The sequence below is a fragment of the Bacteroidales bacterium genome (assembly GCA_031275285.1).
Classification (GTDB): Bacteria; Bacteroidota; Bacteroidia; order Bacteroidales; family UBA4181; genus JAIRLS01.
Window position 1 is genome coordinate 1 of record JAISOY010000103.1, and the last position, 17,613, is coordinate 17,613.

Genomic DNA, 17,613 nt, shown 5'->3' on the forward strand with positions numbered 1-17,613 from the left:
CAATCCATTCATCAAAACAGGGGTTATATCGCCGAGCGTCTTTTTGTCGATGATGAAGAAGCTGCCAATTCGCCCAATCAAACGATGACTACCTACAAATACGGCGGTGGAGATATCAAGTATACAGATGTCAACAGGGATGGTCGCATTAATGAAGCCGACAGGGTTCCCATCGGGTATCCGACAGTACCGGAAATAGTATATGGTTTCGGGTTCTCATTAGGTTACAAAAATTTCGACGTATCCGCATTCTTCCAGGGATTGGCTAATGAATCGTTTTGGATAGATGCCAATAATACTTCTCCCTTTGTCGGGGAAACTCAATTATTAAAAGTATACGCAGATGATCACTGGTCGGAAGAAAACAGGAACCTGTATGCCACCTGGCCCAGATTAAGTCCCGACAAAAATACCAATAACCTGCAAACCAGTACCTGGTTCATGCGGGATGGATCATTCCTTCGTTTAAAACAAGCTGAAATAGGGTATACTTTTCCCGGGCGCTGGCGGGAAAAAATGCGGATGTCCAACCTCCGTATTTATATAAGTGGCACAAACCTACTTACATTCAGCAAATTCAAATTATGGGATATTGAAATGGCTGGTAACGGATTAGGTTATCCCATTCAACGGGTATTTAATATTGGCCTTAACCTGTCATTTAATTAAGAATTCTAAAGAAACATAAATATGAAAAAAATAAAAATCATATATTTATTGATAGCCGGATGTTTGTCATTCTCATGCTCCGACTATCTGGATGTTGTACCGGAAGGAACAAGCCGTCTAGAAAATGCTTTCACTTTGAGATCCGAAGCCGAAAGATACCTGTTTACCTGTTATTCTTATATGCCGAAAGACGGTAACCCGAGCTCAGATCCTACGATTACCGGAGGTGATGAAATGTGGACCTTGACTAATCCTCCTCATCCAACCATTTCCCTGGACGGGCTTAAAATGGCCCAGGGCCTGCAGAGTGCCACAGTACCGCTTTTCGACAAATGGAACGGTTTGTACCAGGCTTTGAGAGATTGTAATATATTTTTAGAAAATGTAAGCAAAGTTCCCGATATAGAAGAAGAGGAAAGGATTCGCTGGATTGCCGAAGTAAAAACATTGAAAGCCTACTATCATTTTTGTCTAATGCGTATGTACGGACCGATACCTATTATCAGGGAAAATCTACCGGTCGATGCCGGCGCTGATGAAGTAAAAGTTGTCCGCGAACCCATTGACTCCTGCGTTTTTTATATGGTTCAACTATTGAATGAAGCCATACCCGACCTACCTTCTTCCATTACCAATAAAACAGAGCAACTTGGTCGCATATGCAGGCCTATTGCAGCTTCTTTGAAGGCAAAAATTTTAGTAACAGCAGCTAGCCCCCTATTCAATGGGAATACCGATCAGGCTACTTTGCTAAATAGAGACAAAGCCCAATTATTCAACCAGACCTACATGCCTGAGAAATGGGATTCAGCAGTTATTGCCTGTAAAAAAGCCATTGATCTATGCCACGAAGCAGGAGCTGTTTTTTATAAATACCCAGGCACATCCCAATATAACCTGACTGATACTATGCTTTTGCAACTAACCCTAAGGAATGCTATTTGCGACAGATGGAATGATGAACTGATCTGGGGAAATTCCCAAAGTATTCAAGGATCACTGCAGAATGTAACAGTACCTAAATTAGAAATACAATACAGGGATTATGCACAGCTTAAATCGGTACTGGGTATTCCCATCAAGATCGTAGAACAATTTTACACACATAATGGGGTTCCCATCAACGAAGACAAAACCTGGGGTGGAGACAGATATGCATTACAAGTGGCTGATGGGGATGATAAATTATACATTAAGCAGGGAGCCACTACTGTTAAGCTACACTTTGACCGGGAACCAAGGTTTTACGCATGGATAGGTTTTGACGAAGGAATCTGGTATGGTCAGGGAAAATTAGACGATAAAAAACCCAATGACCTTTATGTGGCACAATGTAAAAACGGGCAATTAAACGGGATCGTTGACCGGGATTTTGGCCCGGTAACCGGGTATTATCCGAAAAAATATGTTCATTACGAAAGCACTTATGCTACATCAGCCTTTAACACAAGGGATTACCCTTTTCCGATCATGCGTTTGAGCGATCTATATCTGCTCTATGCCGAAGCATTGAATGAAGCAGCAGACAATGAGACCAACAGGAATGATGCTTTAACATATGTAAACATGGTGCGGGACCGGGCCGGATTACCATCGGTGGAAGATGCATGGGATAATTTTTCCAGCAACCCGACAAAATATAAAAGCCAACTGGGTCTCCGGCAGATCATCCAGCAGGAACGACTGATCGAACTGTCATTTGAAGGGCATCGTTTCTGGGATATACGTCGTTGGAAAACTGCCATGGAAGCCTATAATACACCTATCAGAGGATGGGATTTAAAGCAAAGCCAACCTGAGTTTTTTTATAAACCGATCGTTTTACAAAAGCAAAACTTTGGTATCAAAGATTATTTCTGGCCGATACGTGAGAGTAACATTACCACTAACCGGAATCTGGTACAAAATATCGGATGGTAAGCATATCTTTATTAAGAATGAAAAGAATTTTTAAATATAAGAAAATGAACAAGATGAAAATATTTTTCAGTTCATGCCTCATACTGATTGCGTTGGGGTATTGCGGATGTAAAGAAGAAGGTAGACTGGATCAGGAAAATCCGGACGCGCCGGCTCCGGTACCTTTGACTGCCGATCATATCAAAGAGGTAAAAGCAATTCCCGGCGGTACCATAGTGAAATACAGAGTACCTCTGGATGAAAATTTATCTTATGTAAAGGCATCATATGAAATTGCTCCCGGAAATATAAAAGAAGCCAAAGCTTCCAAGTATATCGATTCATTATCCTTGGAAGGATTTTCAACGGCCGGAACATACAAGGTGATCATACACACGGTAGGAGAAAATCAAAAAGAATCCGATCCGTACGAATTGGAAGTTAATCCGCTCACGCCTCCGGTACTTACAGCCTTCTCCACCTTATCGATAAAAGAAATGTTCGGAGGTATAAGAGGTTCATTTGAAAATCCGGACAAAGCTAGTCTTGCTGTTGTTGTAATGGCTGATACACTAGATATCGGACTTTGGTCATCATTGCGTACCTTTTATTTCGGCCTACCTAAAGTCAGTTTTTCCCACAACGGAATGTCGCCGAAAGAAACCAAATTCGGTGTGTATTTAAGAGATCGCTGGGGCAACAAGTCCGATACACTAGTGGAATATCTGACACCTAAATTTGAAGAAGAAATTCCTAAAAACGCGACCAACTACAGCAGCGGATTCAAAAAACACACCCTTCCTTCCGATGAAGATGAACATGTAGAAGGTCCCGGATATGCTCTGGAAAAACTTTGGGACGGTATTACATCCGATGTAAATTCAAATATATTTGCAGGATTACATGGTATACCTATGCCTAGGACATTTACCATCAGTATCGGATGTGAAGCTATCATCAGCCGGATCGTGGTACATCAGCGGAAAGATTATGAATATACTGGTGCCGGCGTTAAAAAATTTAAGCTTTACGGCTCGAATGCCGATAAACCAGGTGACAGTTTAGCTCCTGGTGGAGACTGGATATTATTGGGTGACTTTGAATCTGTGATTCCCTCAGGTTCTGCCACTCCAACCGAAGACGACAAAATATATGCTAATCAACGTGGAGAGAATTTCGAACTGATTGAAACTCCCGAGACACCTGATCCATGGGTTCCGGTTAAATATATCCGGTTCCAGGCTATAGAAACATTTGAAGGAGGAAAAGCTTCCCAGATCATTATAGCTGAAATATCACTTCACGGACAAGTTCAAAATAAAGATTTATAAATTATGACTAAAATGAGCACATTATTTAAAATCATCCATTTGATCCTGGTTATTTCTTTTTCTATGGCTGCTTGCAAAGAAATGGATGACAATTATCAGCAATATGTGGTACCCGACGGCATTACATATCCCGGAAAGGCTAATCATGCCGTTCTTCACCCCGGAAGGGAAAGAGTGTTGATCACATGGCCAGCAGGAGCCGATCCTTCCGTAGTAAAGGCACATGTTTACTGGAACAATTATTCAGATTCCATCGTACTTGATATTCCTTCGGGAACCGATACGGTTCGTTGTCATATTGACCCACTTCCCGAAGGATCTTATAGTTTTATTATTCATACTTTCGATACTAAAGGTAATATTTCCATTCCGGTAGAATTGAATGGATTTGTTTACGGTGAATTATATCAAAGTTCTATTTCTCAACGCCTCGTCAAAGACTTCTCACTTGATCTAGGAAGCGGAAAATATCTCATTTCCTGGAACGATGCTGATATAACCAACGGTGCATGGTCAACAGAAGTCAAGTATAAAAATTTGAATGGTACAGATATAGTATTAATAAAGGAGGCAACAAAAGATACCACACTGATTTCTGATATAGACCTGTATGAACCTTTTTTCTACCGGACAATGTACATGCCCGATTCAGTCTCTATTGATGCATTTTATACAGATTATCTGGAATATACGATCGATGAAATAGCTTTACCTAAAGATAGAATGAAAATTCTCGCTTTTTCATCACAACATTCCGGAACGGCTAATCAGGCTTCGAACATTTTAGATGGAAATAATACCGGAACCAGATGGCATACCAATGCTTCCGGCGGAAATTTTCCTCATTTCATCACCATTGATTTCGGCGGAGTGGCGCCCCTTACGCGAATCACTGTTTGGTCTTCCCTCGTAGACCGGCCGGCAAATTCACCTGACCCAAGACATCCTAAACAATTTAAAATCGAAACCAGTCAGGATAATGAAACATGGACGGAAATAGCCACTTATGACTTTAGAAATGTGTTAGAACAAGACATACTTATTCCATTAACCTATGCAAGGTACATCAGATTAACAGGAGAACAACCCAGTTCATACAATGGTACCACCAATATCATGGCCTTAGGGGAACTTAGTTTTTATTGTAAATAAAGTAGCATCACATACAGAAGCACTTGAAAAATGAAAATTCAAGTGCTTCTGTTTTTATAGAAATAATCGTAAGGGAAATACATCCAAAATATGTACATTGACTTCGGAATACGAAACAAGATGGAGCCTATCAAATAAGTAATGAATCATTCACAACATATCATTAATTTTTAAAATTCATTTACCTAAAACAGCCAATAAATCCATTAAGCGTTAATTCATGAAAACAAACCAATATTTGCCGTTAAGTATTTCGTTATTATTACTGATTTCATTTTCATTATTGTCTTGCCAGTCAGACCGCAATGCCGTTGATAAACTAGCAGCAGAATTTGAGAATCCACCGCTTTCCGTTCGTCCCGGATCATACTGGTGCTGGCTGAACGGTAACATGACCAAAGAGGGCATAACACGCGATCTGGAAGCCATGAAATCCAAAGGAATGAATGGTGCAGAGATATGGGACGTTGCAGCCATCCGTCAACCGGGATTGATCCCTGCCGGTGAATCTTTCATGGGCGATCAATCGGTGGCTTTGATCAAACATACCATTTCGGAAGGAAAAAGATTACAGATGAGGATCGGAATGGTGGCATCGAGCGGGTGGAATGCCGGCGGTTCCTGGGTAACACCTGACTGGGCATCCAAAGCATTATATTTTTCCGAAGTACAGGCAGATGGTCCGGGAAAAATCTCCTTAGAACTGCCTTTCCCGAAGCTTTCGCAGCATTGTCCGCTAAAAGAAGACGGAACACCCGTTTTCTGGAAAGAAGTTGCCGTGTTGGCCGTTCCCCATAAAGAAGATAAGGTGATTGATCCTGCACAAGTCATCAATCTGACACCGTTCTTTTCGGGTGAAAAATTAAACTGGGAAGTACCGGAAGGCAAATGGGACATCATCCGTTTTGTCTGTTCGAACAACGGGCAGCATCTGATCGTTCCGAGCCCGAATTCCAATGGGCTATTCATTGATTTCTTCGATCCGGAAGCGACCAAACGACACCTGAAATATTTTCTGGACCGTTTGGGAATCACTATTGAAAATGCTTCGGAAAGCGGGTTTTCATATCTGGAATTCGACAGTATGGAACTGGATGAAGGGACACCCTGGACAGATAAGATGCCCGATATCTTTAAAGCCATGCAGGGGTATTCCATTGAAAACTTCCTTCCGGTTTTTACAGGCCGGAAAATGACTAACGATCAGGATCAAATGTTTCTATACGATTTTCGTAAGACCATCAGCGACCAGCTCATTTTCAGCCATTATACCACAGGTAGCGAATTCCTGGAACAGTACGGGATCGATCTGGTAGCTGAAGCCGGAGGCCCTGGACCTCCTGTTTGGAATTCATGTCCTGTAGATGCCCTGAAAGCCCTGGGTAATGTTTCCATTCCCCGTGGCGAATTCTGGATCAAGCACCGGAATATGTTCCTGATCAAGGAAATAGCCAGCGCCTCACATATCTACGGAAAGAACATTGTGGATGCCGAATCGTTCACTACGTGGAGAAGATGGCTGGATGCTCCTTTCGAATTGAAAAAACATGTAGACCGCGCTTACGCCGAGGGACTGAACAGTATCACATTCCACACCTTTGCAAGCACCGGTCCGGAAGATGGATTGCCGGGCCGTACATACCATGCCGGTCTGGATATGAATACAGGAACCACCTGGTGGGAAAAGTCCAAACCGTTTATGGATTACCTCTCCCGCTGCAATTATATGCTCCGCCAGGGATTGTTTGTTGCTGACGTATGTTACTACTACGGTGACCAGGCCCCCAATTTTTTCCCGTTATACCATGATGTTCCCGAAAAACCCGGATTAAAAGGGCTAAGCACAGGGTATGATTATGATGTGGTTAACTCCGATGTGATCATCAACAGAATGAGTATAAAAAACGGCAGGATCGCCCTTCCCGATGGAATGAGCTATGCTGTCATGATCCTTCCCGAACAGGAACAAATGCCTCTCTCTGTCCTGAAAAAGATAGCATCCCTTGTGTCGGAAGGAGCCGTGGTGATTGGTCCGAGACCGTTATCCATGCCCGGCTTGAATCAGGTTGAAAACGATAAAAAAGAATTCAGGGATATTTCGGAAAAACTATGGGGAGCCGTCGATGGTAAAGTGATAGAAAATACTTACGGGAAAGGAAAAGTGTTTTACGGCATATCACCGGATGAAGTACTGAAAAAGGTTAAAATATCCCGGGACTTCTATTTTGAAGGGACACCGGCGCTTGATTATATCCATCGTACGATCGGTACCAGCGAAATATATTTTATCAGGAATGAAGCGGAAACACCGGCAAAGGGTGAAGCGCATTTTCGCGTTGCTGGAAAAGCCCCGGAAGTATGGGATCCAGCCACAGGAAACATGAATGGTATCACTGGATACAAATCAGAACAGGCATATACTTCATTCCCGGTAGAATTACCTCCTCACGGATCCGTATTTATCGTTTTCAATAAATCCGACCGGAAACTACCTGCAATAAAAAAACCGGATCGTTTTTCGGAACAACCATTATCACCGCCATGGACTGTCAGTTTTCCCGACGGATGGGGTGCGCCTCCGGAAGTCATTTTCGATCAGATGCAATCATGGACTGAATCTGAAGATCCGGGTATCAAATATTTCTCGGGAACGGCAACATACCGGAAAACATTTACCCTTCCGGATAATGCTACCGGAAAACAATGCTGTCTCAATCTCGGTGATGTCCGGGAACTGGCAGAAGTATTCGTTAACGGGAAATCGGCGGGGATCTTATGGAAAAAGCCTTTCAACGTCGATATAACGCCCCTGGTTCAACCGGGAGAAAACGATCTGAAAATCGAAGTGGTCAATATGTGGGCCAACCGTTTATCAGGCGACCTGTTATTAAAACCCGAAGATCGTTTCTGCCGTACCAATCAACCATGGAACAGTGAAGTGATCCTTCCTTCCGGTTTGCTGGGACCTGTAACATTGAAAATAGGAAATGAGTGAGCAAGCAAAATCAGTTAAATAATATAATCATATAATTCTCAGGAAAATATTCTAATTCAGCCTTTATCAGATAATATGTTTGTGGTCATATTCACCCATTTGGAAAAATTGAATGATGAGAATCCTCATATAGTTTAGATTTCTTTTTAGGATCATGTACCCGTTGTCTTATTATATTTGCTATTTTTCGGATTAAATACTCAGTGCAATTTATTGTTTTCTTAAATCGCATTGGTCAAATTGATTACGGTAACATTAATTTTTATTGGTATCACTTAAAATATGAAAACGGATAAACTATTCCTGAGTATAGCAGCTGTTTCGTTTACAGGATTCCATGCTTACGGGGCACAGGACGTCCAACGGCCGAACATTATTATTATCATGGCTGATCAATTGCGGGCCGATCTGGTAAAACGCGAAGGATATCCGCTTAATACCATGCCTTTTGCCGACAGTCTGGCGCGAACAGGCACATGGTTCAACAGGGCTTACACGGCTGCACCCGCCAGCGGCCCTGCACGGGTTTCATTACTCACGGGAAGATATCCTTCTGCCACACGGGTCCGTTCCAATCATAACATCCGCGATGCCTTTTTTGAGAAAGACTTGTTCGATGTAGCCCGCGAACAGGGATATAAGACAGCACTGGTCGGTAAAAACCACTCCCATTTGTCAGACAAGAAGGCAGATCACTGGAGCATTTTTGATCACCTCGGGCAACAGTCAAAAAACAAGAGCAGCAAAGCCGCTGAATTTGACCGGTTTTTAGCTTCCACAGACTTTTATGCGAGTCTGGAACCAGCTCCTTTTGGCACTGAAACACAATTACCCTACAGGATGGTCGATGACGCATCCGGGTGGGTCGGGTCTCTTTCAGGAACACCTTTTTTAATTTGGTTCTCCATACCGGAGCCCCATAATCCTTATCAAACTTGTGAACCGTACTATTCAATGTTTCCACCGGAATCACTGCCAAAGATGCGGAGTAGTATGTCGGACCTTACCATCAAAGGCAGTAAATACGAGATACTGTCGGAAATGATGGAACAGGGGCATGAAGGATACATCGAAAATCTGCAAAGACTACGTTCCATTTATCACGGGATGTTACGGATGATCGACGATCAGCTGGCACGTCTGACTGTGGAACTGAAAAAGCTGGGTGTGTATGACAATACGATCATCGTATTCATTGCCGATCATGGCGATTACGTCGGCGAATACGGGCTGATGAAAAAAGGGGCCGGTCTTGATGAAGTGCTCACACGGATTCCCATGCAGTGGAGCGGACCGGGCATTAAGGCCTCTGAGCTTCCTCATAAAGCACATGTGAACATCGTAGACATATTTCCCACGGTATGTGAAATAATCGGGGCACCTGTCCCGGTCGGAGTCCAGGGACGCAGTTTATGGCCGATGCTACAGGGATACCCTTATCCCGAAGAGGAATTTGAAAGTATGATGGTAGAAGATGGCTATGGAGGAATGTATTACACCAAAGCCGACGGTACCGATTATGCTGTTGAAGGAGCAGTAGGGAAAAAGCCGGGATTGTTTTTTGATGAACTCAATACATGGTCGCAAAGTGGAACCATGCATATGCTCCGTAGCAACGAATGGAAATTAGTATATGATATGGACGGAAACGGGCAATTATACAATCTTTTGAAAGATCCTGCCGAATTGAACAACCTTTACCATGATAAAAAACATACAAAAACCAAAGATAAAATGCTTGAAATGCTATTGCGTTGGGAACTATCCACTCGCGACCATCTACCCATACCAGGTAAACGGTATCGTTTCAAGCGTAACGAACATAATTATCTCTTCAAAGTGAATGAATCCTGAAAAAACCGGAAAATCTTTCTCAAAACGAAGAATACGAAATGCAATCAACCAAACACAAATCATCCTGAAAATGTATCAAAACAACATCCTGAAAACAATCTTTATTTTCTGTGCCGGATTATTTTTACCGGTATATAACAGCACCGGAAGCCAAACATCGGCTCCATCCAAATCCCAGACAGATAACAGGATCCCTTTTGCGGATCCGTTCATCATGTTACACAATGATGTTTATTACGCTTACGGTACTTATTCCGGAAACGGCATTGCCGTGTGTACATCAGAAGACCTGTTCACATGGGAACCTGTCGAAAAACTGGCGCTGCATAAAAATGATGTTTGGGGTGACAAATGGTTTTGGGCACCCGAAGTATATCATGTAAACGGTAAATTTTACATGTATTATTCCGCCAATGAACATATCTGCGTTGCAGTGGGTGATCATCCTTTGGGCCCGTTCCGGCAGGAAACGAAAAAACCAATGATCGATGGAGAAAAATGTATCGACAACACCCTGTTCATCGATGATGACGGAAAACCCTATCTTTTTTTCGACAGGTTCAACGATGGCCTGAATATCTGGGTAGCGGAACTGAAAGACAATCTTACCGAAATAAAATCCGGAACCATGCATCAATGCATTCATGTATCCCAGGAGTGGGAAAAGGTATGGCCAAGGGTAAATGAAGGCTGTTATGTCATCAAGAAGAATGGAATATATTACATGACTTATTCTGCCAACAGCTATGAAAGCCAGTTCTACGGAATCGGCTTTGCCACGGCAACAAGCATAACGGGACCATGGACCAAATATGAGCAAAACCCCATATACCAGAAACCCGGCAATCTGGTAGGTGTAGGCCATAGCGCTATGTTTACGGATAAAGACGGTAAACTTCGTATCGTTTTCCATGCCCACAATAACAATGAAAAAATTCATCCCCGGCATATGTACATCAGTACCGTCCATTTTGAACAGAAAGACGGAAAAGAAACAATGAAAATAGGTCCGGAATTCATCATACCTGTTTGGAAAAATATGCAACATGCTGTATATGACTTAATTTCAATGGAATAATCCTTATCCTGATTATCCTTTTATAGCTTTGATAATTATAAATGTTTGAATTTTGCAACTTTTCAAAGAATCGAATAAATATTAATCATAGCGAACAGTTTCCAATACTGATTCGCATAAAGCATTAAAATCCTCTTAAATGAAAACAAAAAGCATGATCATCACTTTATTGGCACTATTCGCTATGTACGGATGCAGCCAAATAGAAGATCCGTCAACAAACAGTGATAAATTCCTTGTCGGTATTTTCTGGCCTCCGGTATGGGAACACACCAACCCTGAACAATACCAAACCATTAAAGAAGCAAACGTTGACTATATCCAGAATGTGTTAGGCGGCTTACTGGATACAGAAGAAAGAAATATCCGGATGCTGGAATTGGCGGAACAAAACGGATTAACAATGTATGTAGCTGATCCCCGTGTGAGAGGAAGTGAAGATGACATTATAGCCATGATGGACACGTACGGTAAATACAAAGCCGTTTCAGGATATTACATTGTGGATGAACCAGGTATCAATGGATTGGACGATATAGCCCGGAGATACAAAACCATTTTGTCATATGATAAAAATGTAACCCCTTATGTCAACCTGTTCCCACATTGGGCCGGACCGGTTGCTGAAGATTATGAAAATGCTTATGTCGGAAAATGGATAGAATTATGTGGAAAAGAAAATATGAAATACTTATCCTTCGATAGTTACCCTTTCATGCACGACGGAACTTTCCGGGAATCCCATTATATAAATCTGGATATCATACGTAAAGCAGGTTTGAACAATAACATCAAAACATCTTGTTATACACAATCCGTAGGTATACCGGGGGCTTACAGAAGGCCAGACGCCACCGATCTACGCTACAGTGCATTTTCCAGCCTGGCATACGGGATAAAGAATATTGTCTGGTTCACTTATTGGACACCCACCAACAGAGGTGAAGTATTCACCAATGCCGTCATTGATTCTTTGGGGAACCGTACCGATCTGTATGAACCCTTCAAAAAGATCAATGGTGAGATGAAACAACTGGGCAAAACACTGGTCCAACTAGATGCAAAGGAAGTATATCATACAGGAAATACACCGGAAGGTTGCCTGCCATTGCCGGATAATTTTGTATTTGTACCCCAGTCGTTTGAAGGAGATTTCATTGTATCTTACTTTACTGATAAAAAAAACGGCAAAGAATATGTAATGGTTGTAAATAAATCCCTTAACAAGGATAAAAAATTACACATCACATTAAATGATCGTTATAAAAAAGTAAAAAAAGTATCTCCGGTTACAGGGAAACCCGATCAATTGAAATTAACAGGAAAATCATTTGATGACGCATTGCCTCCCGGTGATGCCGCATTGTACCATATTCAATGATCTTTAACTGATGTGATATAAAAACCCTGTATCAGGGTGAGAAAAGGCAAAAACTTTAATCTCTGTTAAAAATTAAATTTCATCCATCATTTTTGTATATTTATACCCATCATTAATAAATCATTAACTTTTGAATAAACCAGGAAATTGCCATGAACATTACTGTTCACCAATCATAATGATTATCTATGGCGTATGTAGTTTCGCTGAGCCGTTACCTATGGTGAACCCTTTGGGTTTCAGGGTTCATCTGACCTTAAAAAATAAACTTAGCGCAAGCGTTCGTTCTCATGGAGCGCAAGCGTAATAAATTATAAATAAATGAAAATAATCCTCCTTCGCTTTTGCTTTATCCTAACTCTTGGGCTACCTTACCTTATTTTCGCTCAAAAAGCTTATCAGGCGCCGCAATTATCCGATCCCGACTCTTGGTCAATGATCTTAATACCTGATCCCCAATCTTATGTAAAGTTTGCACGGAACCAACCTTTACTGGAACTCATGACAGCATGGATAGAGGACAATGTCGGAAAACTGAATATTAGCCTGGTACTTTGTACCGGCGACATGGTGGAACAAAATGAACTGCTGAATCCTGACGGAAAAAATGGCGACCAACCGAGTAAGTTACAATGGGAATCCGTTTCAAAGGCTTTTAACCGGTTGGATGGAAAGGTTCCCTATATGGTAACGACGGGCAATCATGATTTCGGGATTGTCAGCTCAGAAAACCGGCGGACCCATTTCAATGAATACTTCCCTGTGGATAAAAATCCACTGAACATGAAAATGTTGCGCGATGTATCTCTGGATGAGTGGGGTGTTCCTACATTAACCAATGCAACCTACGAATATACTTCTCCTCACGGGAAAAAGATGCTGATCCTGGTCCTTGAATTCGCCCCCCGTGAAGCCACTATAGAATGGGCAAAGAAAATTGTTAACCAGGAAAAATATAAAAACCATGAAGTCATACTTCTGACACACTCTTACCTGAATTCCAAAAGTGAACATATTGTAAAAGAAGGTTATGCTTTAACAGATGCCAACTATGGGAAAGCCATCTGGGAAAAATTAGTCCAACCTTCCGGCAATATAAAAATGGTGTTTGCCGGACATATCGGTGCTCCGAATAATCCACAGGCTCACTTAGGGTTCCGTACCGACCTGAATGCCGCCGGAAAAGAAGTACAACAAATGGTCTTCAATGCACAGGCGCTGGGAGGCGGATGGCATGGAAACGGTGGTGATGGCTGGCTGAGGATCCTTGAATTCATGCCTGATGGAAAAACCGTGAAAGTCCGTACCTTCTCTCCCTTATTTGCCATATCACCATCTACACAGCATTTAGCGTGGAGAACAGAGGATTATGACGAGTTTTCATTCACACTGGATTAAACATACATCTTATGAGACATTATATAAGTAAATTCCTGATTATATTCTCCGTTGCCGCATTTTTTGGGTCCTGCAACCATCCTAGGACGGAAATGATCAAATTTGAAGATCTTGCCGGTAATTTCGTGAACCCGCCCAAAGAATACAAAACAGCCCCTTTGTATGTCTGGAATACGGAAATAACAAAAGAGATCATTGACAGTACCATGCTGGGATTAAAAAAACGTGGCTTCGGAGGGGTTTTCATACATCCGCGTCCCGGATTGATTTCCGAATATATTTCCGACAAGTGGTATGAAATGTTCCGTTATACCCTGGATAAAGGGAAAGAACTTGATATGAATGTATGGATATATGATGAAAATTCATACCCAAGCGGTTTTGCCGGAGGACATGTTCCTGCAGAAATGCCTGAAAGTTATGATCAGGGACATGGGTTATCCATGAAGAAATTCGAAACACTTCCGGATAATGCCTCGGATTTTTTCATCTGCATGAAAAAAGAAAATGATACTTTTAAAGATATCACGACCAATCTGGAAACTGAAAAGGGAAAAAACGGGGATTATTACCTGTTTTCCAAAACTTATCCCGGAAAATCACCCTGGTACGGAGGATTTTCGTATGTCGACCTCCTTTATCCCGGTGTAACCGAAAAGTTCATTGAAATCACCATGAACGGATATGAAAAGATAGCAGGGGATGAATTCGGTAAATCCATGCCCGGATGGTTCACTGATGAACCCAATATACATTCGTACGGAAGCACCCGCTGGACTCCGGATCTTTTTGATGTATTTCAAAAAAAATGGGGTTATGACCTGAAAAGCAAATTGCCTCTCTTATTTGAAGAAACCGGTAATTACCAGGAAGTAAGGCATAATTATTTTCAGACGTTGCTCCAACTGTTTATTGATCGTTGGGCCAAACCATGTTTCGAATACTGCGAGGCCAGGAACCTGAAATTCACCGGCCACTACTGGGAACATGGATGGCCGGATATGGGACATGGACCGGACAACATGGCCATGTATGCCTGGCATCAACTTCCGGGAATCGACATGTTGTTCAATCAGTTCAATGAAACATCGGCGCAGGCGCAGTTCGGAAATATCCGTTCCGTAAAGGAACTAAGCAGCGTAGCTAACCAAATGGGTTATAAACGCACACTCAGCGAAACATATGGCGGCGGAGGATGGGAAGAGACATTCAAAGACCTGAAAATGTTGGGTGATTGGGAATATGCACTGGGAGTCAATTTCATGAACCAGCACTTGTCCCACCTGAGCATTGCCGGCGCCCGTAAATATGATTATCCCCCCACCTTTTCGGAACATTCACCCTGGTGGGATCATTATACCCCACTTAATATGCATTATGCCCGCCTATCCATGGCATTATCGGCCGGGGAACAGATGAACGACATCTTGGTCCTGGAACCCAATACATCTATATGGCTATATTATGCTTACAGTGGCAGTAACAAAAGGTTATGGGATATCGCCAACGCTTTCCAGTCCATGGTTACCCAACTTGAAAAAGCACAGGTTGAATATGATCTTGGTTCCGAAAATATCATCAAAGACCAGGGTTCGGTGAAAAAGAAAAAATTAGTGATCGGTCAGCGGGCTTATTCTACGGTAGTTTTACCTCCTTTCACAGAAAACCTGGATGCACCGACATTTAATTTCATCCGGCAATTTGTAAAAAACGGAGGTAATTTGCTGGCTTTCTCCAAGCCTGAACGGATAGAAGGTACACCCAACGAAGAGATCAAAAATTTCTTCAATAACAATGAAAAGATCACCTATCTCAATGAATTGACCCCTGAAATTATCCGGAAACACTTCACATCTCCGGATATCTCATTTGAGAATATCCGGGGTGGAAATCTGTTTCATCACCGGAGAACCATGTCTGACGGATATGTTCTTTTTCTCGTAAATTCCGACCTGGATAATTATACATCCGGACAGGTATCCATCAACGGAAGGGATGCCGTTGAACTGGAAACCCTAACCGGAAAGATCATTGATTATGCTGAAACAGAAAACGGGGAAAAGATCAAAATCGACTTCCATATTCCTCCTGCCGGAAGTACTTTATTATATATCAGTAATAAAAAACTACAGGGATTTGAAATGCCCCATGCATCCGGAAAATATGAAATGATGTCTTCTGTAGGAACAATCACAGCCTCTCCTGTAGAAAAAAATGTTTTAACCATTGATTTCTGTGACCTCCATCTGGGAAATGAGGTATTTGCCGATCAACACATATACAATGCCGCTGACAGGGCCTTTAAACATCACGGATTTACACACGGGAACCCATGGAGCACATCCGTACAATATAAAGACAACATTGTTTCACGGGATACTTTCAAGACAGGGGGCTTCAAAGCCGTATATAAATTCACGGTAACCGGAAATTTCGAATTATCAGGAATACAAGCCGTAGTGGAAAGGCCCTGGCTTTACCGGATACAGATCAACGGAAGTAACATCGATCCGGAAAAGGAATGGTGGCTTGACAGGGATATGCGCATACTTAACATAGGAAAATATGTCAAAAAAGGAGAAAACTTATTGACTTTGGAATTATCCCCGATGAAAATCCTTGCGGAAATAGAACCGGTATACCTTCTGGGAAATTTCTCATTGGAACCGGCAGCCAAAGGATGGAGTATCCGGCCTCCTGTAAAGGAATTTTCAACAGGAAGCTGGAAAGAACAGGGATGGCCTTTCTATTCCCGCAGTGTAGCCTATACAAAAGTATTTAACGTCAATGATCCGTCCGGCAACTATCGTGTACGCCTGGGAGATTTTGCAGGCACCGTAGCAGAAGTCTCCGTGAATGGAAAATCAGCAGGAATTATCGGATTTGAGCCTTATACCATCAATGTTTCAGAATTCATCCGGGATGGAAGCAATTCCATAGAAGTGAAAATAGTGGGAAGTAACAAGAATCTCCTCGGTCCGTTCCATAATAACCCAAGAAAAGGATTGACCTCTCCCTGGGATTTCCGTAATGTGAGAAGCTATCCGTCCGGTAAAGATTACCATCAGTTTGATTACGGATTAATGGATGATTTCTGGCTGGAAAAAGAGAATTAATATTCTTAATGAAAATCAAGATAACATGAAAAACAAGTGCTTGTATATTCTTTTAATTTGTTTGATTACCTGTTGCAAAACGACATTAACTACAAAAGAGGTAATGCAACAACTTGGGAAAAACCCATATATTGAAATAGATGGACAACCATCCACAAGAAAAATTCTGCTTACATATGAAGCATCCGATATCGCCACCTTTAGCGTATATAAACTTAAAAGCTCAGTAAAAAAATTCGGTCCGAATGCAGAAGATGGTGCTATTAGTATACAAACCATTTCATATGCAACAGAACAGTTTGAAACATTATTTAGCAATCATTCAGAAGAGTATAAGAAATTGATCAATCATGTTAATAAAGATGAATTACAATATATTTTGAACGGACAGGTTTTAGTGGTAAATCCTGCAGGTACCCTGGTTTCACTTGACAAAAGATCATTAAAAGAAATAAAAATTATCCATCAAAAAGAATTAGCTGATAAGTACCAGATCGAAAATAAAACAATTGGAATAGCTATTAAAGCCAGAAAATCTAAAAAATAACCAGTTCGAACAAATGAAAGTTTAGTTCTTAAGATTGATCAGCGTAAATCAGGAAAAAAGTTATTGTTCTTGCGTTCGACAAAGTTTTCATACTTCATCGTATTAAAAGGAAAACTCCCGCTTCCCATACCAAGGAAAGCAGGAGTTTTTTAGTTGTTATACCGGTAAATATCAGGTATCATATCCGAAATCA

At 41.7% G+C, this 17,613-nt stretch carries 11 protein-coding genes; all 11 read left to right on the top strand.

Annotated features, from left to right (window positions below; translation table 11 throughout):
• The coding region (locus LBQ60_11190; GenBank protein MDR2038475.1) for a SusC/RagA family TonB-linked outer membrane protein at window positions 1–669 on the top strand (669 nt) is incomplete at its 5' end.
• A gap of 21 nt (window positions 670–690) precedes the next feature.
• On the top strand, window positions 691–2,589 hold the full coding sequence (locus LBQ60_11195; GenBank protein ID MDR2038476.1) for a RagB/SusD family nutrient uptake outer membrane protein: 1,899 nt from the start codon (window positions 691–693) through the stop codon (window positions 2,587–2,589).
• 44 nt (window positions 2,590–2,633) lie between these two features.
• The gene (locus LBQ60_11200) at window positions 2,634–3,899 is read left to right on the top strand and encodes a DUF5126 domain-containing protein (GenBank protein MDR2038477.1); all 1,266 of its coding nucleotides are present in this window, start codon (window positions 2,634–2,636) and stop codon (window positions 3,897–3,899) included.
• Window positions 3,900–3,911: 12 nt separating this feature from the next.
• On the top strand, window positions 3,912–5,051 hold the full coding sequence (locus LBQ60_11205; protein MDR2038478.1) for a discoidin domain-containing protein: 1,140 nt from the start codon (window positions 3,912–3,914) through the stop codon (window positions 5,049–5,051).
• A gap of 220 nt (window positions 5,052–5,271) precedes the next feature.
• A complete protein-coding gene (locus LBQ60_11210; protein MDR2038479.1) occupies window positions 5,272–8,046 on the top strand; it encodes a hypothetical protein in 2,775 nt (924 codons plus the stop codon).
• A gap of 282 nt (window positions 8,047–8,328) precedes the next feature.
• Window positions 8,329–9,900: a sulfatase-like hydrolase/transferase gene (locus tag LBQ60_11215; GenBank protein MDR2038480.1), complete on the top strand. Its 1,572-nt coding sequence runs from the start codon at window positions 8,329–8,331 to the stop codon at window positions 9,898–9,900.
• A 214-nt stretch (window positions 9,901–10,114) separates the two neighbouring features.
• Window positions 10,115–10,978 carry a glycoside hydrolase family 43 protein gene (locus LBQ60_11220; protein MDR2038481.1) on the top strand — a complete coding sequence of 288 codons (864 nt, stop codon included), beginning with the start codon at window positions 10,115–10,117 and terminating at the stop codon, window positions 10,976–10,978.
• Between the two features lie 139 nt (window positions 10,979–11,117).
• Entirely contained in the window at window positions 11,118–12,359 is a 1,242-nt protein-coding gene (locus tag LBQ60_11225) for a hypothetical protein (GenBank protein MDR2038482.1), read from the top strand.
• A 321-nt stretch (window positions 12,360–12,680) separates the two neighbouring features.
• Complete coding sequence (locus tag LBQ60_11230) at window positions 12,681–13,757, top strand: metallophosphoesterase (GenBank protein ID MDR2038483.1); 1,077 nt, start codon at window positions 12,681–12,683, stop codon at window positions 13,755–13,757.
• 11 nt (window positions 13,758–13,768) lie between these two features.
• A complete protein-coding gene (locus tag LBQ60_11235; GenBank protein MDR2038484.1) occupies window positions 13,769–16,873 on the top strand; it encodes a hypothetical protein in 3,105 nt (1,034 codons plus the stop codon).
• A gap of 25 nt (window positions 16,874–16,898) precedes the next feature.
• The gene (locus LBQ60_11240; protein MDR2038485.1) at window positions 16,899–17,420 is read left to right on the top strand and encodes a hypothetical protein; all 522 of its coding nucleotides are present in this window, start codon (window positions 16,899–16,901) and stop codon (window positions 17,418–17,420) included.
• The last annotated feature ends 193 nt before the right edge of the window (window positions 17,421–17,613 follow it).

Coding starts and splice junctions, on each gene's coding strand:
- LBQ60_11200 (MDR2038477.1), top strand. CDS start 2,634: ATGAACAAGATGAAAATATTTTTCAGTTCATGCCTCATACTGATTGCG.
- LBQ60_11235 (MDR2038484.1), top strand. CDS start 13,769: ATGAGACATTATATAAGTAAATTCCTGATTATATTCTCCGTTGCCGCA.
- LBQ60_11210 (MDR2038479.1), top strand. CDS start 5,272: ATGAAAACAAACCAATATTTGCCGTTAAGTATTTCGTTATTATTACTG.
- LBQ60_11240 (MDR2038485.1), top strand. CDS start 16,899: ATGAAAAACAAGTGCTTGTATATTCTTTTAATTTGTTTGATTACCTGT.
- LBQ60_11195 (MDR2038476.1), top strand. CDS start 691: ATGAAAAAAATAAAAATCATATATTTATTGATAGCCGGATGTTTGTCA.
- LBQ60_11220 (MDR2038481.1), top strand. CDS start 10,115: ATGTTACACAATGATGTTTATTACGCTTACGGTACTTATTCCGGAAAC.
- LBQ60_11230 (MDR2038483.1), top strand. CDS start 12,681: ATGAAAATAATCCTCCTTCGCTTTTGCTTTATCCTAACTCTTGGGCTA.
- LBQ60_11215 (MDR2038480.1), top strand. CDS start 8,329: ATGAAAACGGATAAACTATTCCTGAGTATAGCAGCTGTTTCGTTTACA.
- LBQ60_11205 (MDR2038478.1), top strand. CDS start 3,912: ATGAGCACATTATTTAAAATCATCCATTTGATCCTGGTTATTTCTTTT.
- LBQ60_11225 (MDR2038482.1), top strand. CDS start 11,118: ATGAAAACAAAAAGCATGATCATCACTTTATTGGCACTATTCGCTATG.